Raw genomic sequence first — 21137 nt, 5'->3', positions numbered from 1 at the left:
CTGGTGAGCCATATCAACGCTAAGCCTATAGGTATCGATGCTTATCTTATTCATAAAGATAAAATCGCACGGCTAGATAAAAATAATATAAAACAGAATGATAGAGCGCTATCTCTACCAAATATCGGCGAGTCATATCGAATAATGCCGAATCATATCGCTCGTTCAAGCCTGTTTGCGCCAGTTAATTCAAAAAATAATCTAGTGTATGCGGGTACCACACTTGTCAGCCGCGTTGATGCTGTTATTAAATTTTGGGGAGAGCAACTTGATGAATCCCAAGCTGATGTATGGATGCAAGCTATGTATGAAGCCTCAAAGCACTCATTAGGCGAACCCATTGTAATCAGTCGCTCAAAATTCCTACGCGCTATAGGTCGCAATACCAGCGGTGCAAACTATGAATGGTTACACCGAAGCATGTTATGTCTTGAACAAGCAATGTTTTCTATCGAAACCAATAGGTTCGCGACGGGTTCACAATCTCCTTTACATATGATTGATAAATTTGAATACGACAATGAGATTAAATCTCATATATTTCAGATAGATCCACGCTGGATAAGAATGTACTACAACAACGAATTCTCCTTAATTAATTGGAGCCAACGCCTTAGCTTTTTCCACAATCAAGATATAGCGAAGGCTTTGCAACGACTCATTTTAACCTCAAATGAACAGCAGCAAAAACACTCACTTGAATGGTTGAAAAGCAAACTAATTTATACTGGGCGGCTCAGAGACTTTAAAAATTCAATTGAGAGGGCTGGTGCTGAACTAAAACGTGTCGGCATCATCTCAGACTTCTGTATTGAAGCCGGTAGCAAGGGAAAACTTCAGGTAAGCATGACTAGATTGAAGCAATCATAACCATCTGAGGCTGTTATCGTAGTCATATCGCTATTTTATCGTAGTCATATCGCTTTTTTCGTAGTCATATCGCGTTTTATCGTAGTCATATCGCGCTTTCTCGTAGTCATATCGCGCCGAATTCTCCGCAGCCCGCATGTAGCCTGCGTTCCAGAGCAGCGAAATGTTCTCTACCTTATTTCTACCAATAACTACCCTGACTTAGAGAAAAATTAGGGATAACAAATGCAGGTTTGAGAGTGAGAGTGGTGACTCAAATCCCGTTTCAAGACGTTTTACGCCAGAGAAAGGCGCTATGATGGAGCTAACGCGGATACCCACAGTAGGTTGATCAAGATGAAACAAACGCTATCAGTCAAGATCGCCCCAGAATTGAAAGACAGACTGGCGCAGCTTGCTCTCACGAAAGACCGCTCAATACACTGGTTATTGACGCAGGCTATTACGCGCTATGTAGAACAAGAGGAAAGGCGGGAATCGATCAAGGCTGCATCACTAGATGCCTGGATAAACTTTCAAATGACAGGGGTTGGAGTTCCATCAAAGGATGTTTGTGATTGGCTGTCCGATTTAGCACAAGGGAAATATCGAAACCCACCGCTCTGAGATGATAAATAAAGGAGTCCTCTCTAGTTTAGTTATCAACATACTTCGGCGGAAGAAACCAAATTTCGAGAGGACAGGCAGGTATTAACCCACTAACAATTATAGTGCTGAGTTTTTGCAAAGCAATTTCTGTAGCACAGAATGCAATCCAATTTTAAAAGTGAAAATCAAAGGCACCTTATTAAGGATTTTATTTTGCTATCATAATGCTAAATTTTAGCGGCTAAAATTTAAGTTTTGCTGGCAAAATAAATCAATATTAAAAGATGAGTTATATTTATCATCTTTTCTGCTCTCTAATTCTAATTTATCAATTTCGCTCGTTATAGTGGATAAAAGGTCTAACTCAATAAGTTCTGGAGTTAATAACTCACTGTTTAAGATATTACGAACATTTTTAAAATAGACATCACAGATATAAATACCTACACCTTCAAGTTGAGTTTTTCTGTCTGTTATTAAGTGAAATCTATAAGCCGCTACAGCTCTGGCTAAATCTGCAATGGTTAATGTCTCTGTATAACCCAAATTTGCCGATATGGTTATTGCCGTTGAAAACTCTTTTAGTGGTGATGACGCCGATATCATTGGATGCGTTCGCATACAGGCCACCAATTGGCTGGTATGCCCCCACAGAGCCGCCCACAGCCCTCCTGGGCCATATTGGTACACTATCTCTATATCATCAAAGAACATTTTGAGATCAGCTAAGGTCTTCTTTGTTATCGATTGATCGCCTTTAGCTATCGGATACCACTTCTTCGATGTTGTTGTTTCCGGAATCTCTTTCCCATCGATTCTCATACTCTCAGTACGCAGATCAAACCATTTGGCGAATTGATTTGGATTGGTTGTATTAGTTCTTCGCATTAACTCTTGCATCAGAAAAGTAGTACGAACCTTATCCCTTTCGATTAACTCTTTTTTCGAAAACATATAGTGAGTTCACTCATAAGGTGTAGGAATTTTAAATAATACTACCATGCAAACTAACCAAGTCCAGATAATAATAAATCATCCAATGTTAATTGAGCCAAGTTTATGAAAAGTAATTTCGATATATTGATTGAAACGCATGGAGCAGTGATAACACTGGAGCAACTCGCGGCCATTTTAAGTAGAAAACCAGAAGGTCTAAGAATGGCGTTATTGCAACCCAAAGAACCTTGGGCAGAGAAACTTAACAATAAAAAATTCTATGTTGGCAGGAGAATGTACTTCCCAACAGAAACAGTAGCAGAAATAATTTCCGGCAATTTAAATTAAAGGTAATAAGTGCATCATTACGATCGCCTTGTTTTTATTAATCTTTTTATTTTAAAGGGGAAATATATCGATTAATTATCGGTTTTGAATTGGTTTTATATTGGATTTATAGCGATATGGGTGCCGTTTAATAGTGGATTTATAGCGTTAATATCTTGATTTCATCTTGTTTACTTAATCTTTTTATTAGTTGCCGATTATTCGCCGATTTAACGCGGTGAATAACAGGGCAAGATAGGTGAAGTTAGCTAACCAGCAAGCTGGTTATCAATCTTCACTCTCCCTTATTCGCACCTGCGGCTCTCAACGGGGATCTTGCTCTGCGAGGCAAAAGTATTGGGCCTGTTATCTCCCGACACATGCCCTCATCACAGCGGAGAAAAATATGCATTGCACTAAGTTAGCGATAGCAACCAAGTTCACATTAGTCATCTTCATGGCGTCCACTGCCGTTTTCCCTGTTTCAAAAATTCAAGCGGCAGGGGCGGGTATCCCAGTGATGGATGTCACCAACCTCTCGCAAAACATCATGACCGCGATGGAAAGCGTGGCTCAAACGCTAAAACAAATTGAGCAATATAAAACCCAATTACAGCAGTACGAAAACATGCTGCAAAACACCGCTGCACCTGCGGCATATATCTGGGATCAGGCCAACAGCACCATCAACCAGTTGATGGGCGCAATTGATACTCTGAGTTACTACAAACAGCAGGTCGGCAACATTGATGCTTACTTGGCTAAATACCAGAACATCAATTTTTACCGGACATCCCCCTGCTTCAGCAGCAATAGCTGCACACCCGAACAGATGCAAATCATGCTGAATTCGCAAACCTATGGCTCAGAAGCACAAAAGAGGGCCAATGATGCGGTGCTTCGTGGTGTAGATCAGCAGCAAACCGCCTTACAAAATGATGCACGCCAATTAGTCCACTTACAGCAACAAGCTCAGGGCGCGACTGGACAGATGGCTGCAATCCAGTACGCCAATCAGTTAGCCAGTGCCCAAACTAATCAATTACTGCAAATCAGGGGGCTGTTAGTCGCCCAACAAAATGCTGATGCCACCCGTTCCGCAGTTATTACAGATAGGGAAGCCCAGCAAGCAGCGGCTTCCCTTCATCTACGCAGAGGCTCATTTAAGAAAAGCCCCCCTGGAAGCTGGTGAGGACAACACGATGATCATAAAAATCGGTTTTGCCGTTGCGGTATTAGTCCTTAGCGGATGCGATAACTCAAAAAACAATCAGTCATGCAGTGATGTGCCCCACATGGAGGACTCCCCCCAACGTCGGGAGCTAGCTTCCAAATGTCTTCGTAAGGGCGAATTCAAGAAAAGCCCTTCCCAAAGTTGGTAATGGAGCAAATAAAATGAAAGTGAAAATATGTTCTAAATGGATGTTAGCGTTAGCCAGTTTCCTCATGTGGTATTCCGTTAACGCCACGGCAGCAATTGATAACTCAGGGATAATGAATACGGTATTAGACCGCTTTCAGAGCGCCGCCAGTGGTTGGGGGGCTGTCATGGTTCAATACGCTTCATGGTTATTCTGGGGAATGGCTTTATTAAGCATGGTTTGGACTTTTGGCATGATGGCATTAAGAAAAGCAGATATTCAGGAGTTCTTCGCAGAAGCATTACGTTTTCTGTCCGCCACTGGCTTCTTTTTCTGGATATTGGTTAATGCCCCTTCGATAGCAATGTCGATAATTAAATCTACTCAAATGATAGGAGCTGAAGCCGCTGGCTTAGGTAGCCAACTACAGCCCTACGCTATTGTTGATATGGGGTTTGATATTCTCTTTCGTGCGTTTGATCAGTCAACTTTTTGGGCACCAGTCGATGCAACCTGCGCCATTCTTTTCTCGCTAGCCACATTACTGATCTTAACGCTAATAGGTGTACAAATGCTGCTACTGCTCGTAACCAGTTGGATACTTGCATATGCCGGTATTTTTCTACTGGGTTTCGGTGGTAGTCGGTGGACATCAGATATCGCAATTAACTACTACAAAACAGTAGTGGGAGTCGGAATACAGCTAATGATGATGATTTTGCTGGTTGGTATTGGCAAAACATTTCTGGATGAATATTACTCAAAGTTGAGTGATACCATCAGTTTGAAAGAAATGGCTGTAATGCTAGTTGTCACAGTCATTTTATATGCGCTCATCAACAAAATCCCAACGCTACTGGCAGGTATAGTCGGCTCTGGGTCGATACAAAGTGGTATCGGCACTTTTGGGGCTGGGGCTGTAATGGGTGCTGCAAGCATGGCCGGTACCGCAGTTGCTACAGCTGCATCAGGAGCAATATCGGCAGCAACCAGTGCCGCAGGTGGCACATCAGCGCTTCAGGCAGCATTTGAATCAGCGCAACAAAGCATTGACGCTGGTAGTAGCCCTAGTGGTGAAGGACGTAGCTCGCCAGGAGGTGACTTTTCAGAAGCAATGGGAAGAGCAGGAGGTTTTGCTAAATCTATGGGGTCTAATCTAGCTGATGCGGCTCGTGATACCATGCAAGAAAAAGCCAGTTCAATAAGAGATTCAGTGCAGCATGAAGTTTCAGGAACCACTGGCGGTAAAATTGCTTCTTCTATTCGTGAAAGCACGCAATCAAGAATGAATGCTGGAACATCTCAAGATACTTTCGAGAATGACAGCCTTGGTGCGGGGAAAAGCACTGCGACTGAACGCCCCAATGTAGAAAGCCTTAGTGAACAAGAAATGATCGATAACTTCGTTAATAAAACGCCAAGGGATGATAGCTAATGGACAATTCACAACCAATCAAGCAGGTTGAAAATTTCATACCCTTTTTAAATGAGTTAATAACAATTATCGCTACACCAGCTGAAAATACTCAGCCACAAAGCCAAGCCATAGCTTTTGCAGACCTACTGGTTGATATCAGTGTTATGTTGCACTGCCACCTTAGCGGTGGCCCTGTGATATCAGCACTACAAATTGACGAGCTAAAAGCTGATGCCAGGAAAATTATAAGATAGTCGAGTAAAAAGATTATTCAGCAAATCCAGCGTAGCAATCAGACGCTTGGTTTTTTTTATTTCTTAATACCCACCGCTCATAGTTATCCTGGACGTTAAACCAAAACTCTGGATTGGTATCGAAGAATGCTGCTAGCAGAGATATTTCCTTAGCATTTATCTGTATTAGTTCAAACTCGACCTGACAGTTTTCTCGGAAAGAACACAATCAAGCCTGACAGTCGGTTGTGAGCGAAAAGCGGATGTTGCCATTATTCTCACATCCAAACACTATATGACTTAAATTTTGATCGATAGATCAACTGGGAGCAGGTCACCACCTGCCTATGTTGCAGGTGATGAATTAATATAGTATTAACAATTATTTGTTGACTAAGGTATTTTGGAAAGTTCAATTTCAAAAGTGGATGTTTTATTTTTTAGAACATGATCAACACCTTTATATAGTTGGCGCAATTCATTTACTGCGTTTGTATCAGCTGCTGAAGTAGAGTACGGCCTGATAAGGTTGCCGAAAATTTCCTCGGAGTAAAAAGATTTCTTATTTTGATCAAGGGAGTTCATTCTTTTAATGATGGTTTCTAAAAGATATGTTTTTTGATTCTTCTGTAATTTGTCTGAGGTAATAATCAGGTACATCATTCCCCCCAAGGTAGTAGAAGCAAAGTACTCTGGAGATTGCTTTATATCTTCCGTTTTCCAGTCATCATAGCCAAGGTGTTCAGCTGCACCTGCCCATATATTACAATTATAGATTAATTCATATATTAAATAATCAAATCGCATGGGAAACTCTCTGTTTACATCTATACTTCCAGATGTTTCATGGCTCTCAAGAATTTCCTTTAGAAAATAACGATAATACATGAGCCACATATGATCTTTTGAGCGTTTGAATATAGCTGTAGATACCATGACATCGAAAAACACTAATCCAACGAAGATTGGGCACTCCCAGCGTTCATCACTACTTGAAAAGTAGTTGTCCGGTTGATTGTAAAAGCTAGAACTTCCTTTCTGTTTCTTTATGTAGCTAACTACGTAATCACCCACAGGCTTCCATATTCCTACACTTATCGCCGTACGAATATCATTTAAATAAAAATTAAGAAAGGCGTTACTTTCGTCGAGTGCATACTCCCCGGTATGTGAGCGATTTTGATTATCGCGTAGATCCCTATACATTATGCTGTTTGGGTTGGATATTAAATATGTAAAGAAATTTGTGTTATATTCATTATTATCCCTAAACCGTAAACAGGTAGCTTTCATAGCTACGTGAGGGTGAGTATCAATCAAATAATGAGCAAATGGTTTTGATTTCAGAAGCTTAGAGATATTTAATTGAATGGCTTCCTGGCTTTTATCTTCATAAGGAAAAGGCTTTGACAGAAATCTTCTAATTCTTTTAAAACGTATTTTTATTGTCTTTTCCCTATCTATTATCAAGAAAAACAATGAAGGGTTTAAATAATTATGTACGCGAACATACCATTTTTTATTACTAATAATATCGAAAAGCTGCTCATGGTATTTATCAAAAAGGTATCCCAGTTGTTCTATTTTTTTTGCGCGCATATACTTTTCTGAAACGGTGATCCAATAGATAAGGTTTGCTTTCGGTATTTTTTTGCCTAGGATCTTAAGCCCAAAAAATGCAATTATGATGCAAAGGCAAGTAAAAGCCATTGTATCTTCGTTAAAACCTAGCACCCATGGGATCGCTTTTATCGGAAAAATACTAAGCAAAACCTTAGAATATATAATCACCAAAATTGTCAATATAAAAAAGATAATAAATACAATATTAAGTTTAGATATGCGTAATTTTAAGTCAACACGTTTTTCATCTGTTAAGAGAGTATACCAGGCAAGAAGTATGGCGAAGACTGCTAGTGAACCATTGGCACCCATTATCACCTCTGAATTAAGCTACATTTAAAGATTCATAAATTTTTAAAACTAGAAGCTAATTGTAACAAGTTCTGGGTGTTAGAATCAGAATTATCTGCATCATCCTGCACCATTAGTTTTAGTACTTCGCTGGTATCTGCAACGACCACTCCTGGCACAGAGCAGCCTGTCAGATTAGGTATAGCTCTGTGATGTAACAGTGTCAGGTCGAGTTTGAGCTAATACAATTTATCCGACCAGTTCCTTCACAGATCGCCCTAACCCGCTCAATAGAAAGTCCAAGCCCTTCAGCAAGCATAGGCTGACTAATATTGCTTGGGTTCATAAACTCCTCAACCAGCATGGCAGCTACAGTTGTAGGCTCTCGTGAAATAGTATCCATATCACTCCTATCGGCTTGTATTTATACTAAACAGTGCTAGGTTAGTATCTATTAACCTTCAAGGGAGAACAATATGGCAAAGTCTATTATCGACCTAATTGGTAGGGAAGAAGCCGACAGGCTGATGGCCGTAGCTGTATCCAAGGCAGCTCAAGAGAATAGAGATCTTGGATTGCCGGAACCAGTGAAGGTTAATGGGGTGTGGGTTAAAAAATATCCAGATGGAAGCATACAGAAAATATAAAATTCGACTCAGACTCTATCTACTTATTGGGATTCAAAAAATAAATAAATGAATAATATTCAAACATCAGATAGCTTGGTTGTTGGCCAGGTCTATACAAGAAATGATCTCAAAAAGCTTTTTAATATTACAGATGCGACAATCAATACTGGTATTTTTCAGCCCAAAAATCATACATCTATATGGTTATTTATCACAGAAGACAAGACAACCGACCGCACCCAGTATCATGATTTATTAGAAGAAGATACTCTTTCCATGCAAGGACAAACTAGTGGGCGTAAAGATAATCTCATCATATCCCATATGAAGAATGGACTCGAAATCATCCTATTCTATCGAAAAAGAAAATATGAGTTCGATAAAGCAGGCTTTCGCTATGAAGGTAATTTCTCCTATAAATCACATTCAGATAAAAAACCTACTACATTTTTGCTTAATCGTATTAACAATAAAAAATTTAAGCATGGAAACAAACGCACCTGGGAACTAACCATTGATGCAATAACTTCCCTAGGTGGAAGTGCTACTCAGCAAGATATACTAAAACATATTACAACTCGGCATTCAGATTATATCCCATCTAATCTAGCACCTGATTTAACTATGCTATCAGTCAATAAAAATTCTAGAGTAAATTTATCTCAAAATATTAATCCTAGGCGAACCGATAGCGATAACCAATTTGATAGATTATTTAAATTAGGCTCTGGGGTAAATGCTAAATATGAGTTTTACGACCCCACTGTACATGGTGTCTGGGAGATTTATCTAGAATCTGAAAAAAACAAACTCGCTGTTCGTTCACTTAATGATGCAATTACAGCAAAAGCATTAGAACACGCGCAGAAAGAAGCAGAAGCGAGTCATGCATTTGATGCAACAAGTGTTGAAGATCAAAGAAAAAAAGTTCTCAGCAACATCGTGTATAGACAAGGACAACCCGCATTTAGAAAGGCTCTACTAGAAGCATATGAAGGGAAATGCGCCATTACTGGCTGTGCCCTGACCGAACTTCTTGAAGCAGCCCATATTCATCCGTATAAAGGAGCACATACGAACGTTGTGTCAAACGGTTTGCTGCTTCGAGCAGATATACATACTCTTTTTGATTTGGGATTGATTAATATTGATCCACTTAGTTTGAGAGTATATATATCGAAAAAATTAATAGGTACAAATTATGAATCACTTAGTATGACCAATGTTAATCTACCCAGGAGTAAAAAAGAACATCCTAATACGGATGCTTTACAATGGCATTATAAAAAATTTATTTATTGATATAAATAAAAACTTATTTACAGAAGGAATATGCATAAAAAAAGTCACTATAGATTAAAGTTATCATATAATACCGTGACTTCATAAATAAGGTGGTCAACTTAACCACCTTTAAATAAAATATCCATCTACACCTCAGATGGAGCCATTAGTTGTATTTCTTTCAATTTTTCTATATCACGATAAATTATCTTATCAGCACATAATCGGCAATAATGAACCCAACTACGCCCATCACGAACCTTGAGGCGAATATCACCTCGCTCTATCCTATGTTTCGAATTTGCTCGACAATTATGAGCCTTAGCTGCTTTATCAACTTCAACTCTTACTACTAAGGATTTAATTGACATTAAACACCTCACTAATAGCCAATTTGACAATTCCGTTAAAATTTTCATCTATTTTATCCAGTTCTGCTCTTGAGAACTCACTTCTTTTCCCACTACCTTTCCCTACCATTGCATTAATTTGACGATCAATTGCCGCTTTTAAAATTATTAAATTGTGTCGTCCGAGATGTTTACGATCTAATTCATAACCTGTAGGGTTAATCCCTTTTCCAGACAAAATTTTAGCTACTTCATTATGAACCCTCATATCAAGCGATGATCTCATTGCTTGTCTTTGTGCAACTTTGGTTACAGGTATTGGCTGCAATGTATGCTTTAATGGATCAAAATTCTCAGAAATAATGCCTCTATCTTGAAGTAGTTTTATTGCAGCAACCTCATCATCTTGCAATAAATGTAATTCTTCTAATTGAATTTCTGATTGGCCTTTTACTTCAACTTCGTTTTCTGGACGAATTGAAGGTGTATATTCTCGTTGAATTTTTGAATCTGTAGGATCAATTCCTTCGAGAGGTAAAAGCTGATTAAAGAATTCTTGGTCTGCTTCACTAAATGTTTGAAAATCTGCCCATTGCTTAGCAATATTGGCACCTGCATGGAAAACTACTACCCCTTGATTCAATACATGTCCTGGTGCATTCTGCTCAATGACTCTCATTATTCGACCAACAAATTGAACAAACGGTGATAAATTACTAAAAATACTAAATACAGCAGCGACTGAAAGTTGAGGGTGATCAAACCCCTCCCCAAGTTTACGAACTTGGATAATGACATCTAATTCGTGGTTTTTTAACTTATCCATTACTCTCAAGTTAGATGCACTATCCTCTAGAGAGTGAACATATTCAGCTTTACATCCACGAGAACGATAAGCCTGTACAATCTGACGACAATGTTCATAGTTAAGGGCAGAAGCAATTATTTTTAGACGCTCATCTCCTGTTTCATTTCGCAGTCTTTGCAATTCATGAATAGATGTATCCACTATTGTATTAAGTGTTTCAGTAGATGTTACTATACTACGACGGAAATCCGCTTCTTCTTCTCCTAGTCGCCTAACCTCTTCTAAACTTACTTCAATTTCCTGTGAATCAGATCTTCTTACATATCGCAGCGTCCTAGGGTTTAACTGTACAGCTTTTAAGCGCTTAACATACCCATCTTGAATGGCGCGATATATAGGGAAAGAATATAATATTTTCCCAGCCATCATCTGACCATCAGCACGCAATGGAGTGGCGCTAAAATTAACTATATTTGCAGCTTTAAATTTATCTTTAAGTGCTTCCCAACTACTAGCTACACTATGATGTCCTTCATCAAAAAGAATTAAGTCGAAAAAATCATCTGGTAAAGATTGTATCCATCGATTATCTTCACGTTGTAGTTGTTGAATATTAGTAATAACAACATCAGCTTCTTCTAAATCAGTGATATTCGTTGTTGTCCCCTTAATAATAACAGGCTCTGGATAAGGTTGAGATACTAAAACCTTACATTTACGATAAAACATCTTTGCATTGGATGGGTTAAAATCAGCCTCTAACTGAGAAGCAATAGATATACCTGGAGCTATTACTAATGTACGTTTTGAGCCGTATGCAAAAGGAGCTAAAGTTATACAACCCGATTTACCGCATCCTACAGGAAGAATAATTCCAACTTCTCGTTCTAGGCTATCCTGACTGTTAGCATGTTTACTTAATTCTACAAATGTTTCTTTTTGCGGAGTTCTAATCAGAATGTTATCAACAATATTTGGTTTTTGTGTTATGAAATTACTAGTCATGATTACTCACTTTTTCGTTAACTTTAAAATTTAGGACAACAACATTAACTAATTGTCTATATATAAAGATGTTCGCTATGAAGTAACTCTTTATTATTTTTTACATAAAATTTTAGGTTGAATACCATATTCCTGACAAGCACTAACAAACGTGCTAATTAACCAAATTAACTGTATATGATAAGCCTCACCATGACCATTCCGCTCAATGTTTTCGAATATAGATTCAACTTCTTTTCTCCGTATAAAAGGCGTTGCTAAAACTATTTTCCTCACTGTATTTGGGTTAGAACTTATACTATTAAATGCTTTTTTCACATCATCCAATTTTTTATTTCCTCTAACTCTAGTGATATTTGTTTCCTCATAATTTTTGCTCCATTTTTGCGTGTACTTATTCTCGATACTCTCAATATCCCCATACATCATCCCTATGTTTTTTAATGCTTGCGAGACTACCTCATGGAATTTACTAGCTCCATAGCTATCTTTTTTAGTATATTTTGAATGAATAAATGATATTGATGGATTATTATCGCATTCAATATGTATATGATCAGCCCATTCATCATTCATATCATCACATATTAAAATTGAGTTATTGCTAATATACATCTTCTCAACATGGTAAAACAAAGATTTTTCTGGGAATTCGGTTATATTATTCCCATGTGGTTTGCATTTTTCAGAAATAACCGATGAAAAGTCATATGAATCATCTAAAATATTAATGACTGATTTAAGATTATTAAGTATTTTTCTGTCTTCAAAACAACTTCTTGAATAACATATATAGTTTGGAGAGTTAAAAGTTGCCAAGAAGGGTTTATACTTATTTATATAACTACCTATAGTTATCTCTTGGTTATTACCATCAACAATAACAAATTTATTGAACAGATCGACTTTAATAGTTATTGTTTTTTTGTTTGGTATGATACTCCCTTTTAACATCTTGCCTTTTATCTTTAATTTATTGTTAAGTACTAATATTGGTGATTTGAAAGCATTAAAAAATCTCTTCAGTTTTTTATCATCCAAATCTATTAATTCACCAACTCCATTATCAATCATCAATTTATAAATAGGATTATTACCTCTAATCTGTTTATCAAGTTCATTAAAATCAAAAAAAACAGATGCGATATACCCCCCCTTTAATATAATATCCTCTAAAACAATTGGTGTTGCAAAATTATCAAGGAAATCACTTCTACTAAGTGTATTTTTTATTTCAAGTATAGTTTCGCTAGCCCAAACAACAAGTGGGTAAATACCAACAGCTTTATCTCTTAATGTAACTCTCGATGAGTTAGGACAAAGGGAATATATACCATTGTCAATTTTAACCCTAAAATTTTTAGGTACTGATCTGCTTGCTGAATTAAGTGGTATGATTCCATTCAGTTTATACGCTTCTAAAGTTCGAGACCTGATTACCGCATCAGATATACTCATGTTACTCATGGAAACTCGTTCATACTCAGGATTCAAGCCACCACCGAAATGACAGAAATACTCATAATCATATTCAGATATATACTTCGATAACTTTTTTTCGGGGGAGTCTATATTTTTCTTAAAAATAACAAGGGAGTCATCAATTTCCAACAATAGAACATATGAAAATTTAACTTCCCTCAAAGAGGAATTATGTATAAATGAAGGTTCGGTTTCTACTTTATATACAGCAATAGAGTATTTGAATTCAACAGCATTGGTAACACCATCTATTTTACATTCTTTCAGTAAATATCGTCCAATTTTGAACTCAGAGAGTTCATCAAACATGCTGTTTATAGTTTTTTTAGTGATTACTTTATTTACTTTATAAAACTGAGCACTTTTAATTAGGACAATTTCTTCTATTTTCAATTTTATATCCTTATGCGTTAAAGTAATGTATTAATGAAGCTTCTTAGCCAAGTCCTCTGCCCTAGGATGATAGTATCTCATCAGCATTCTAGGGTCTTTATGACCCGTTATTTTTGTGAGTTCGTGCATGGGAAAGATTTCAGCTAGGCGTGATGTGGCTTCATGGCGTAAATCGTGGAACCGTAAATCCAGCAAATAATCTGAGTTGGCTTTCTTTCCTAAAGCAGCACATTCTTGCTCATACAACTTACGAGCGCGCTTTCTGGCCCTATCGAATGCACAGCTTATTGCGTCAACTCGGGCTTTAAATACCCGATCATCAGTTGAATTATCGTCCTCTTCCCTGGCCTCCGCGATAACCTTTAACTTTTCTAATGCGGCCACCGCCTTTGAAGAAAGCGGTACATCACGCGAATCGCCATTTTTCGTCTTGGGCAGATGAGCGACACGCAGCTTTAAATCGACATATTTCCAGCGTAACCCAACAATTTCACCACGTCGCATAGCCGTTTCCAACGCCAGGCAAACCGCTGATGGCAATATCGGAGATTGAGTATTGGTAATAATCCGCTCGATTTCGTCCTGAACGGTGTTTCTTGGCGTTTTAAGCTCATTATCTGATTCGTCTATGGCTGGCACAACTTCAACAGCTATACGCCGTGTACGGGCATTATCCGGCTGTGGTTTACGGATCAGATCAACAGGATTAATCAGGCTTTCCATTCCCCACTCTTTGCGGGAAATATTAAATAAGTGAGAAAGCAGAGATAGGCGGCGTAGCACCGTAGCCGGCGCATAGTCTTTTAGCCATTCGTCTCTTAATTTGGCGACATCGGCACTACGAATACTGGCCATATAACATCTGGCTAATGGTTGCCGTTTAAAGATGCGGATAATAGACCTATCTTGTACCGCTCCCTTTTTGTTGGCGACAATTTCATTTTCATAACGCACAAGCGAGTCATATAGCGTTGTCGATTCCGATTCGCTACGACTAAGCCACACGCCGCGAGCCATTTCCGACTCAACCATTTTTGCCCAGGCATCAGCCTCGGCTTTGGTATTAAACGTTTTAGTTTGTGACGGGAAGCCACGTTTACGGATTTGAGTTTCCCATTGATAGGCACCACGCTTGCGGATCGTCGCCATTCTGCACTCTTTTATTTCTAACTGTGGCAAGAGTGTGGCAAAAAAGATTTTATTTATCTATGCGCATGGATAAGTTATGGCAAATAAGGTCAATATGAGGAGAGAAAAACAGCTGGAAACAGAAAGATTAGCGACTGAAATTTTTTAGATAAAGGCCAAAATCACCTTATCTGTTGCTCGGTCATTTCGGCCAGTGGCGCTATTGAATTAAAAGTAAACTTAAAACCAATACCCTTTAAATTCAACTAACTAAACCCTCAATACCCCTGATCGACAATCAACCGTTTGCCCAGCATGATGCTGTCTTGCGTCTCGTAATCCAGCTTTTCATACATACCAATTACCGCGTCATTGTCTTCGCGCACCATGATATTCAGCTTCGGGCAGCCACGGGCGATGAGTTTCTTCTCAAGGCGGCTGATCAGCGCATTGGCAAAGCCACAACCACGATAGTCAGGGTGAACACCCAGATAATAAGCTGACCCACGGTGCCCATCGTAGCCACCCATAATTGAGCCAACAATTGCGCCATTCACCTCAGCGACTAAAAACAACTCCGGATCGTGATTCAACTTACGCTCAATATCCATCTCTGGATCATTCCAAGGCCGCTGCAAGTCACAATGCTCCCATAGCGAAATCACTTCTTCAAAATCGTCTTGCTTAAATACGCGGATTTCCATGTGTTCGTACCGTTGAGTTAAGGGATATTCTGATTATCGTGGCAATATTATATCACGCAATATTAAAGTGATATTTTCCAGAGTGATAGTGGGTAATGACATTTGATAAAAACCAGATAAATCTCGTCAATCCTTTTGCACATTACGCGCTAATCCACACGGAGAGTACAACAATGACGGCAAATCGGGGTATACTTGGCTCTTAAAAATTTGCAGACTTATAGAACCTTTCTGATGAATTCACCCGATATCACCCAAATCAAAACCTACCTGCTGGCTTTGCAGGATAAAATCTGTGCTGCGCTGGCACAAGCCGATGGCCATGCGGCGTTCACAGAAGAGAGCTGGACTCGCGAAGAAGGTGGCGGTGGCCGCAGCCGGGTCTTGGTCAACGGGGCGGTATTTGAACAGGCGGGCGTTAACTTCTCTCATGTGTCTGGTGCCACACTACCGGCATCAGCGACAGCGCATCGCCCTGAACTGGCTGGCCGCAGTTTCCAGGCGTTAGGGGTGTCGCTGGTAATTCATCCACTTAGCCCTTATCTGCCCACCAGCCATGCCAATGTGCGTTTCTTTATTGCTGAGAAAGCCGGTGAAGATCCGGTGTGGTGGTTTGGGGGCGGTTTTGATTTAACCCCCTACTACGGCTTTGAAGAAGATGCCATTCACTGGCACCAGACCGCTCATCAGTTGTGTCAGCCCTTTGGTGACGAAGTCTATCCGCGTTATAAAAAATGGTGTGACGATTACTTCTATATTAAGCACCGTGATGAGGCGCGTGGAATTGGCGGCCTGTTTTATGATGACCTGAACAGCCCTGATTTTGGCACCTGTTTTAACTTTACTCAGGCGGTTGGCGACGGTTTTCTTGCTGCTTATATGCCGATTGTTGCAAGGCGCAAAGCACTGAGCTGGGGTGAGCGAGAGCGTCAATTCCAGCTTTATCGCCGTGGCCGCTATGTTGAATTTAATCTGGTGTGGGATCGCGGTACTCTGTTTGGCTTGCAAACTGGGGGGCGCACGGAATCTATTTTGATGTCACTGCCGCCGCTGGTGCGCTGGGAATATAACTATCAACCGGCAGCGGATAGCGCTGAAGCGGTGTTGTATCGCGACTTTTTGCCGGTAAAAGAGTGGCTAGCCGCAGGAGAACAGCACTGATGCAAATTTGGGTTGATGCGGACGCCTGTCCGAATGTTATCAAAGAGGTATTATTTCGCGCCGCCGACCGCACTGGTGTGACGGTCACTTTAGTCGCCAATCAGCCGTTGAAAACACCGCCGTCAAAGTTTATCCGCACCTTGCAGGTGGCATCCGGTTTTGATGTGGCCGATAACGAAATTGTGCAGCGGGTGGAGAAGAATGATCTGGTTATCACCGCAGACATTCCCCTGGCGGCAGAGGTAATTGAAAAAGGCGGTATTGCGCTAAATCCTCGCGGCGAGCGCTATACCCCAGATACCATCCGCGAGCGGCTAAATATGCGAGATTTTATGGATACCATGCGCGCCAGCGGTATTCAGACCGGTGGCCCTAATACCTTAAATCAGCGTGACCGCCAGCAATTCGCCAACGAGCTGGATAAATGGCTACAGCAAGCGGCAAGAAGCCGATAAGTAAAAAACCGCGCAGCGAGTTGAGTTACTGATAAACCCATTTTTCACACTGAGATTGGCGGGGCGGCGGCGCACGCCGCTACGATCCATCCGGCACATTTCCCCGCTTATCAACATTGTTAAAGGTCTAAACCCGCCGCAGCGGGTTGAAGTGAGCCATTGAATACTCAAAGCCATTGGCATTGCGGCCAGACAGCTATTTAGCCGACCCCGAGTCACTTACACAGGTAAGTGACTCAGGTGAACAAAAGCCGCTAATCACGCTGCAATGCTAAGAGCGAAGAGGTTTTATAGCGGTTCGGTTTGTGCTTCAACTACCGCTAATGCCACCATATTCACGATGCGGCGTACCGACGCAATCGGTGTCAGAATATGCACCGGTTTCGCCACGCCCATTAGCACCGGCCCCACCGTTACCCCTTCCGATGACGTTACACGAAGCAGGTTATAGCTGATACGAGCTGCTTCCATATTCGGCATAATCAGTACGTTAGCCGCACCTTTCAACGGGCTATCCGGCATCAGGTTGTGGCGAATGCTTTCTACCAGCGCCGCATCACCGTGCATCTCACCGTCAATCTCCAACTCTGGTGCCATCTGATTAACCAACTCCAGAGTACGGCGCATTTTACGCGCAGCCGGGCAGTTTGAAGTGCCAAAACTCGAATGAGATAACAGCGCCACTTTTGGCTCAATACCAAAACGGCGCACCGTTTGCGCCGCCATCAAGGTAATCTCGGCCAGTTGTTCCGGTGTTGGATCGTCATTGACGTAAGTATCAGCGATAAAGGTGTTACCGGTTGGCAGCAACAGCGCATTCATCGCCCCCGCCACATGCGCTCCCTCACGGAAACCAAAGACTTTCTCTACCACATCATAATGCTCATGATAGGTGCCAATGGTGCCGCAAATCATTGCGTCAGCTTCACCTCGATGTACCATAATGGAGCCAATCAGCGTCGTATTGCCAATTACCGCACGGCGGGCTTGTTCTTGCGAAACACCACGGCGCTTCATGATTTGATAATATTCGTGCCAATACTCGTTAAAACGAGGATCTGACTCGTTGTTGACCACCTCGAAATCTTTGCCCGCCGTAATTTGTAGGCCCAACTTCTTCAAGCGAGTCTCAATCACACTCGGACGGCCAATCAGAATAGGATAGGCCAGCCCTTGCGAAACCAGCTCCTGAGTAGCGTGCAGCACCCGCTCCTCTTCCCCTTCCGCCAAAACTACCCGCTTCATCTCTTTTTTCGCCTGCGAGAAGATAGGCTTCATAAACAGGTTGGTTTTGTAGACAAATTCAGACAGTTTTTCGACATAAGCATTGAAATCAGTGATTGGCCGGGTTGCCACACCGGAGTCCATCGCCGCTTTCGCTACTGCCGGCGCGATTTTCACAATCAAGCGTGGATCGAATGGTTTAGGAATAATATATTCAGGGCCAAACGAGAGATCCTGTTCCCCATAAGCAGAAGCAACCACATCGTTCTGTTCCGCCAACGCCAAATCGGCAATGGCATGAACACAAGCCAGTTTCATCTCTTCGTTAATCGTAGTCGCACCAACGTCCAGTGCCCCACGGAAGATGAACGGAAAGCACAGCACGTTGTTGACCTGATTTGGATAATCCGAACGACCGGTACAGATAATGGCATCAGGGCGCACCGCTTTGGCCAGTGGCGGCAAGATTTCAGGTTCAGGATTCGCCAGCGCCAAAATCAACGGGCTGGGTGCCATTGTTTTCACCATATCTTGCGTAAGCACACCGGGGCCGGAGCAGCCGAGGAAGATATCCGCATTGGGGATGGCATCGCCCAAGGTGCGCTGACCGTTATCTTCGATGGCATAGGCCGCTTTGGTTCCTTCCATGTTGGCCTCACGGCCTTTATAAATCACACCTTTGGAATCACATACCGTTATGTTGTGCTGCTTTAATCCCAACGCCACCAACAGATTTAAACAGGCGATCGATGCCGCTCCTGCGCCAGATACCACCAATTTCACATCGCTTATCTGTTTATTCACAACGCGCAGGCCATTGAGCACAGCGGCGGTACAGATAATCGCAGTTCCGTGCTGATCATCATGGAACACCGGGATCTTCATACGCTCACGCAATTTCTGCTCAATATAAAAACACTCTGGCGCTTTGATATCTTCCAGATTGATGCCGCCAAATGTCGGTTCCAGCGAGGCGATAATATCAATCAGTTTGTCCGGATTAAGTTCATCAATTTCAAGGTCAAAGACATCAATACCTGAGAATTTCTTAAACAGCACCCCCTTGCCTTCCATCACCGGCTTACCGGCCAATGCGCCGATGTTACCCAAGCCCAGCACTGCGGTGCCGTTGGAAATTACCGCAACCAGATTACCGCGCGCCGTGTATTTGTAGGCCGCCAACGGATCTGCGGCAATTTCCAAACACGGCGCAGCAACACCGGGGGAGTATGCCAGCGCCAAATCTCGTTGGGTGGCTAGCGGTTTGGTCGGCGATACCTGAATCTTCCCTGGCGTAGGAAATTGGTGAAAATCAAGCGCACTCTGTTTCAATTGTTCGTCCATTGTAGGTTCCCTTGCTTTTATGCTTTGAGGCGGTAGAGAAACAGTATAGTGAGTCATTTATCACAATCTATGAAGCAGGCCATACTCTGCATAACATTTTTGCATCAAATGAAGAATTTACTTATCAATCAGAGGGAATCATCAACAATCAGGGGAAATAAGTGCCGCGAGCAACGCGGCTGTATCAGGTGAGGAAGGTATTTATTGGAACCAATTATGAATCTGAGCATACTGCAACAGCATAATCGTTTTACCGTCTTTAATACGGCCATCGGCCATCATGGCAATGGCTTCGCTAAATAGCAGCTCGACGACGTTAATTACCTCATCTTCCACCCCAACGTTATCGGTGACTTTTTGGTCAGAATGATATTCAGCGGCGAAGAAATAGATTATTTCAGTGACGCCACCCGGCGACATATAAGCCTCAAACAGCTTCTGTACTTTATCAATTTGATAGCCAGTTTCTTCCATCGCTTCACGGCGAATGCACTCTTCCGGCGAATCATTATCCAGTAAACCGGCGCAGGCTTCCAGCAACATACCGGTGGGATTGCCATTGACATAAGTTGGCATCCGGAATTGGTCAATCAGAACTACCGTTCCCTTCTGACGGTTATACAGCAGAATAGTCGCGCCATTGCCCCGGTCATAGACCTCACGAATTTGCTGTACCGCAGTGCCACTTTCGGTTTTTAAATCATAGATATATTTGCGCAGCTTAAACCAATTTTCAGATAACAGTTCTTCTTTTACATTTTCAATTTTGACTGACATAAGACCTTCTTTACTCCTGACAACACCATGAGATTTTATTCACTTAGATAACGTCAGTCCCTGTTTATTTGCAATAGAAACAAGTGTAAAAAAAAATGCCCCGATAACCGGGGCATTTAAGAAGAGTGTAATTAGGCGTTTTACTGTTAGAAGCCGTTAGGTACTTCTTTCATATCCGGCAACTTATGCGCAATCCCTTTGTGGCAATCGATACAGGTTTTCCCTTCAGTAATCGCTTTACTGTGCATTTTCGCCGCCACCGTTTTCTGGGCGGTGAAATCCATATTGTCAAAATTATGGCAGTTACGGCACTCTTGCGAGCCGTTAGCCTTCATCCGCGCCCACTCATTCTCAGCCATTGTCAGGCGGTGAGCCTCAAACTTCTGCGGTGTATCAATCAGGCCAAAGGTCTTGGCATACAGCTCTTTACTGGCTTTTATCTTACGCAGCATCTTTGGTCCCCACTCATGGGGAACGTGACAATCAGGGCAAGTTGCTTTCACACCACTGCGGTTGCTGTAATGGATGGTTCCCATGTATTCCTGATACACGTTGTCTTTCATTTCATGACAACTGATACAGAATTTCTCGGTATTCGCCATCTCCATGCCGGTATTAAAACCGCCCCAGAAAATGATGCCACTGACAAAACCAATCAGCAGTAAAGTACCGAGTGCCAGGCGGCTTGGCCTGCGCCACCACTGCCATATTCGTTTGATAACACCGGGCTTTTTAATCTCGCTCATA

20 protein-coding genes are annotated in these 21137 nt (G+C 41.5%); 11 read left to right on the top strand and 9 right to left on the bottom strand.

Features of this window, described 5'->3' with window-relative positions; genetic code table 11:
* Window positions 1-3 precede the first annotated feature (3 nt).
* Window positions 4-870: a replication initiation protein gene (locus YALDO0001_RS12550; protein ID WP_004703728.1), complete on the top strand. Its 867-nt coding sequence runs from the start codon at window positions 4-6 to the stop codon at window positions 868-870.
* Window positions 871-1206: 336 nt separating this feature from the next.
* Window positions 1207-1476 (top strand): CopG family ribbon-helix-helix protein, encoded by a 270-nt coding sequence (locus YALDO0001_RS12545; protein WP_042839989.1) that lies wholly within the window; start codon window positions 1207-1209, stop codon window positions 1474-1476.
* 216 nt (window positions 1477-1692) lie between these two features.
* Here YALDO0001_RS12545 and YALDO0001_RS12540 read toward each other — a convergent pair whose 3' ends face one another.
* A complete protein-coding gene (locus YALDO0001_RS12540) occupies window positions 1693-2412 on the bottom strand; it encodes a hypothetical protein (RefSeq protein ID WP_004703726.1) in 720 nt (239 codons plus the stop codon).
* A gap of 105 nt (window positions 2413-2517) precedes the next feature.
* Here YALDO0001_RS12540 and YALDO0001_RS12535 point away from each other — a divergent pair, with 105 nt between their 5' ends.
* From YALDO0001_RS12535 to YALDO0001_RS12520, 5 genes are all read left to right on the top strand, one after another.
* Window positions 2518-2742 carry a hypothetical protein gene (locus tag YALDO0001_RS12535; RefSeq protein WP_004703725.1) on the top strand — a complete coding sequence of 75 codons (225 nt, stop codon included), beginning with the start codon at window positions 2518-2520 and terminating at the stop codon, window positions 2740-2742.
* Between the two features lie 385 nt (window positions 2743-3127).
* Window positions 3128-3913 carry a P-type conjugative transfer protein TrbJ gene (gene trbJ, locus YALDO0001_RS12530; protein ID WP_042839987.1) on the top strand — a complete coding sequence of 262 codons (786 nt, stop codon included), beginning with the start codon at window positions 3128-3130 and terminating at the stop codon, window positions 3911-3913.
* Window positions 3801-4103, top strand: coding sequence for an entry exclusion lipoprotein TrbK (gene trbK, locus YALDO0001_RS22400; protein WP_082168119.1), 303 nt, complete (start codon window positions 3801-3803; stop codon window positions 4101-4103). Before trbJ ends, trbK begins: the two co-directional genes overlap by 113 nt.
* Window positions 4104-4116: 13 nt before the next feature.
* Window positions 4117-5517 (top strand): P-type conjugative transfer protein TrbL, encoded by a 1401-nt coding sequence (gene trbL / locus YALDO0001_RS12525; protein WP_042839985.1) that lies wholly within the window; start codon window positions 4117-4119, stop codon window positions 5515-5517.
* A complete protein-coding gene (locus YALDO0001_RS12520) occupies window positions 5517-5753 on the top strand; it encodes a hypothetical protein (RefSeq protein WP_042839984.1) in 237 nt (78 codons plus the stop codon). The genes trbL and YALDO0001_RS12520 overlap by 1 nt, the downstream gene beginning before the upstream one ends.
* Before the next feature lie 372 nt (window positions 5754-6125).
* On the opposite strand, the gene YALDO0001_RS12515 is transcribed toward YALDO0001_RS12520, so the two are convergent.
* Complete coding sequence (locus tag YALDO0001_RS12515; RefSeq protein WP_004703717.1) at window positions 6126-7667, bottom strand: hypothetical protein; 1542 nt, start codon at window positions 7665-7667, stop codon at window positions 6126-6128.
* 455 nt (window positions 7668-8122) lie between these two features.
* Between YALDO0001_RS12515 and YALDO0001_RS21305 the strand changes: the two genes are divergently transcribed.
* On the top strand, window positions 8123-8293 hold the full coding sequence (locus YALDO0001_RS21305; RefSeq protein WP_156172351.1) for a hypothetical protein: 171 nt from the start codon (window positions 8123-8125) through the stop codon (window positions 8291-8293).
* Between the two features lie 48 nt (window positions 8294-8341).
* Complete coding sequence (locus tag YALDO0001_RS19745) at window positions 8342-9577, top strand: HNH endonuclease (protein WP_004703714.1); 1236 nt, start codon at window positions 8342-8344, stop codon at window positions 9575-9577.
* Between the two features lie 342 nt (window positions 9578-9919).
* Here YALDO0001_RS19745 and YALDO0001_RS12505 read toward each other — a convergent pair whose 3' ends face one another.
* From YALDO0001_RS12505 to YALDO0001_RS12490, 4 genes are all read right to left on the bottom strand, one after another.
* Window positions 9920-11722 (bottom strand): DEAD/DEAH box helicase, encoded by a 1803-nt coding sequence (locus tag YALDO0001_RS12505; protein ID WP_004703711.1) that lies wholly within the window; start codon window positions 11720-11722, stop codon window positions 9920-9922.
* 93 nt (window positions 11723-11815) lie between these two features.
* Complete coding sequence (locus YALDO0001_RS12500; RefSeq protein WP_004703710.1) at window positions 11816-13597, bottom strand: hypothetical protein; 1782 nt, start codon at window positions 13595-13597, stop codon at window positions 11816-11818.
* Window positions 13598-13627: 30 nt separating this feature from the next.
* Window positions 13628-14746 (bottom strand): site-specific integrase, encoded by a 1119-nt coding sequence (locus YALDO0001_RS12495; protein ID WP_004703707.1) that lies wholly within the window; start codon window positions 14744-14746, stop codon window positions 13628-13630.
* Window positions 14747-15003: 257 nt separating this feature from the next.
* Window positions 15004-15429 carry a GNAT family acetyltransferase gene (locus YALDO0001_RS12490; protein WP_004703706.1) on the bottom strand — a complete coding sequence of 142 codons (426 nt, stop codon included), beginning with the start codon at window positions 15427-15429 and terminating at the stop codon, window positions 15004-15006.
* A gap of 234 nt (window positions 15430-15663) precedes the next feature.
* Here YALDO0001_RS12490 and hemF point away from each other — a divergent pair, with 234 nt between their 5' ends.
* Window positions 15664-16590, top strand: a complete 927-nt coding sequence (hemF, locus tag YALDO0001_RS12485) for an oxygen-dependent coproporphyrinogen oxidase (protein ID WP_004703703.1) — start codon at window positions 15664-15666, stop codon at window positions 16588-16590.
* Window positions 16590-17045, top strand: a complete 456-nt coding sequence (locus YALDO0001_RS12480) for a YaiI/YqxD family protein (protein WP_042839982.1) — start codon at window positions 16590-16592, stop codon at window positions 17043-17045. The genes hemF and YALDO0001_RS12480 overlap by 1 nt, the downstream gene beginning before the upstream one ends.
* 288 nt (window positions 17046-17333) lie before the next feature.
* Here the strand turns inward: YALDO0001_RS12480 and maeB are convergent, their stop codons facing one another.
* The 3 genes from maeB to napC all read right to left on the bottom strand — a co-directional run bounded on the left by maeB (window position 17334) and on the right by napC (window position 21136).
* On the bottom strand, window positions 17334-19613 hold the full coding sequence (gene maeB / locus YALDO0001_RS12475) for an NADP-dependent oxaloacetate-decarboxylating malate dehydrogenase (protein WP_004703702.1): 2280 nt from the start codon (window positions 19611-19613) through the stop codon (window positions 17334-17336).
* A 201-nt stretch (window positions 19614-19814) separates the two neighbouring features.
* Window positions 19815-20390 carry a GDP-mannose pyrophosphatase NudK gene (nudK, locus tag YALDO0001_RS12470; protein WP_004703699.1) on the bottom strand — a complete coding sequence of 192 codons (576 nt, stop codon included), beginning with the start codon at window positions 20388-20390 and terminating at the stop codon, window positions 19815-19817.
* Between the two features lie 146 nt (window positions 20391-20536).
* A complete protein-coding gene (napC, locus tag YALDO0001_RS12465) occupies window positions 20537-21136 on the bottom strand; it encodes a cytochrome c-type protein NapC (RefSeq protein WP_004703698.1) in 600 nt (199 codons plus the stop codon).
* Window position 21137 lies beyond the last annotated feature (1 nt).

This window comes from Yersinia aldovae ATCC 35236, from assembly GCF_000173735.1.
Classification (GTDB): Bacteria; Pseudomonadota; Gammaproteobacteria; order Enterobacterales; family Enterobacteriaceae; genus Yersinia; species Yersinia aldovae.
The sequence above is the reverse complement of the archived record's forward strand: the minus strand, read 5'-3'. Positions and strand labels throughout refer to the sequence as shown.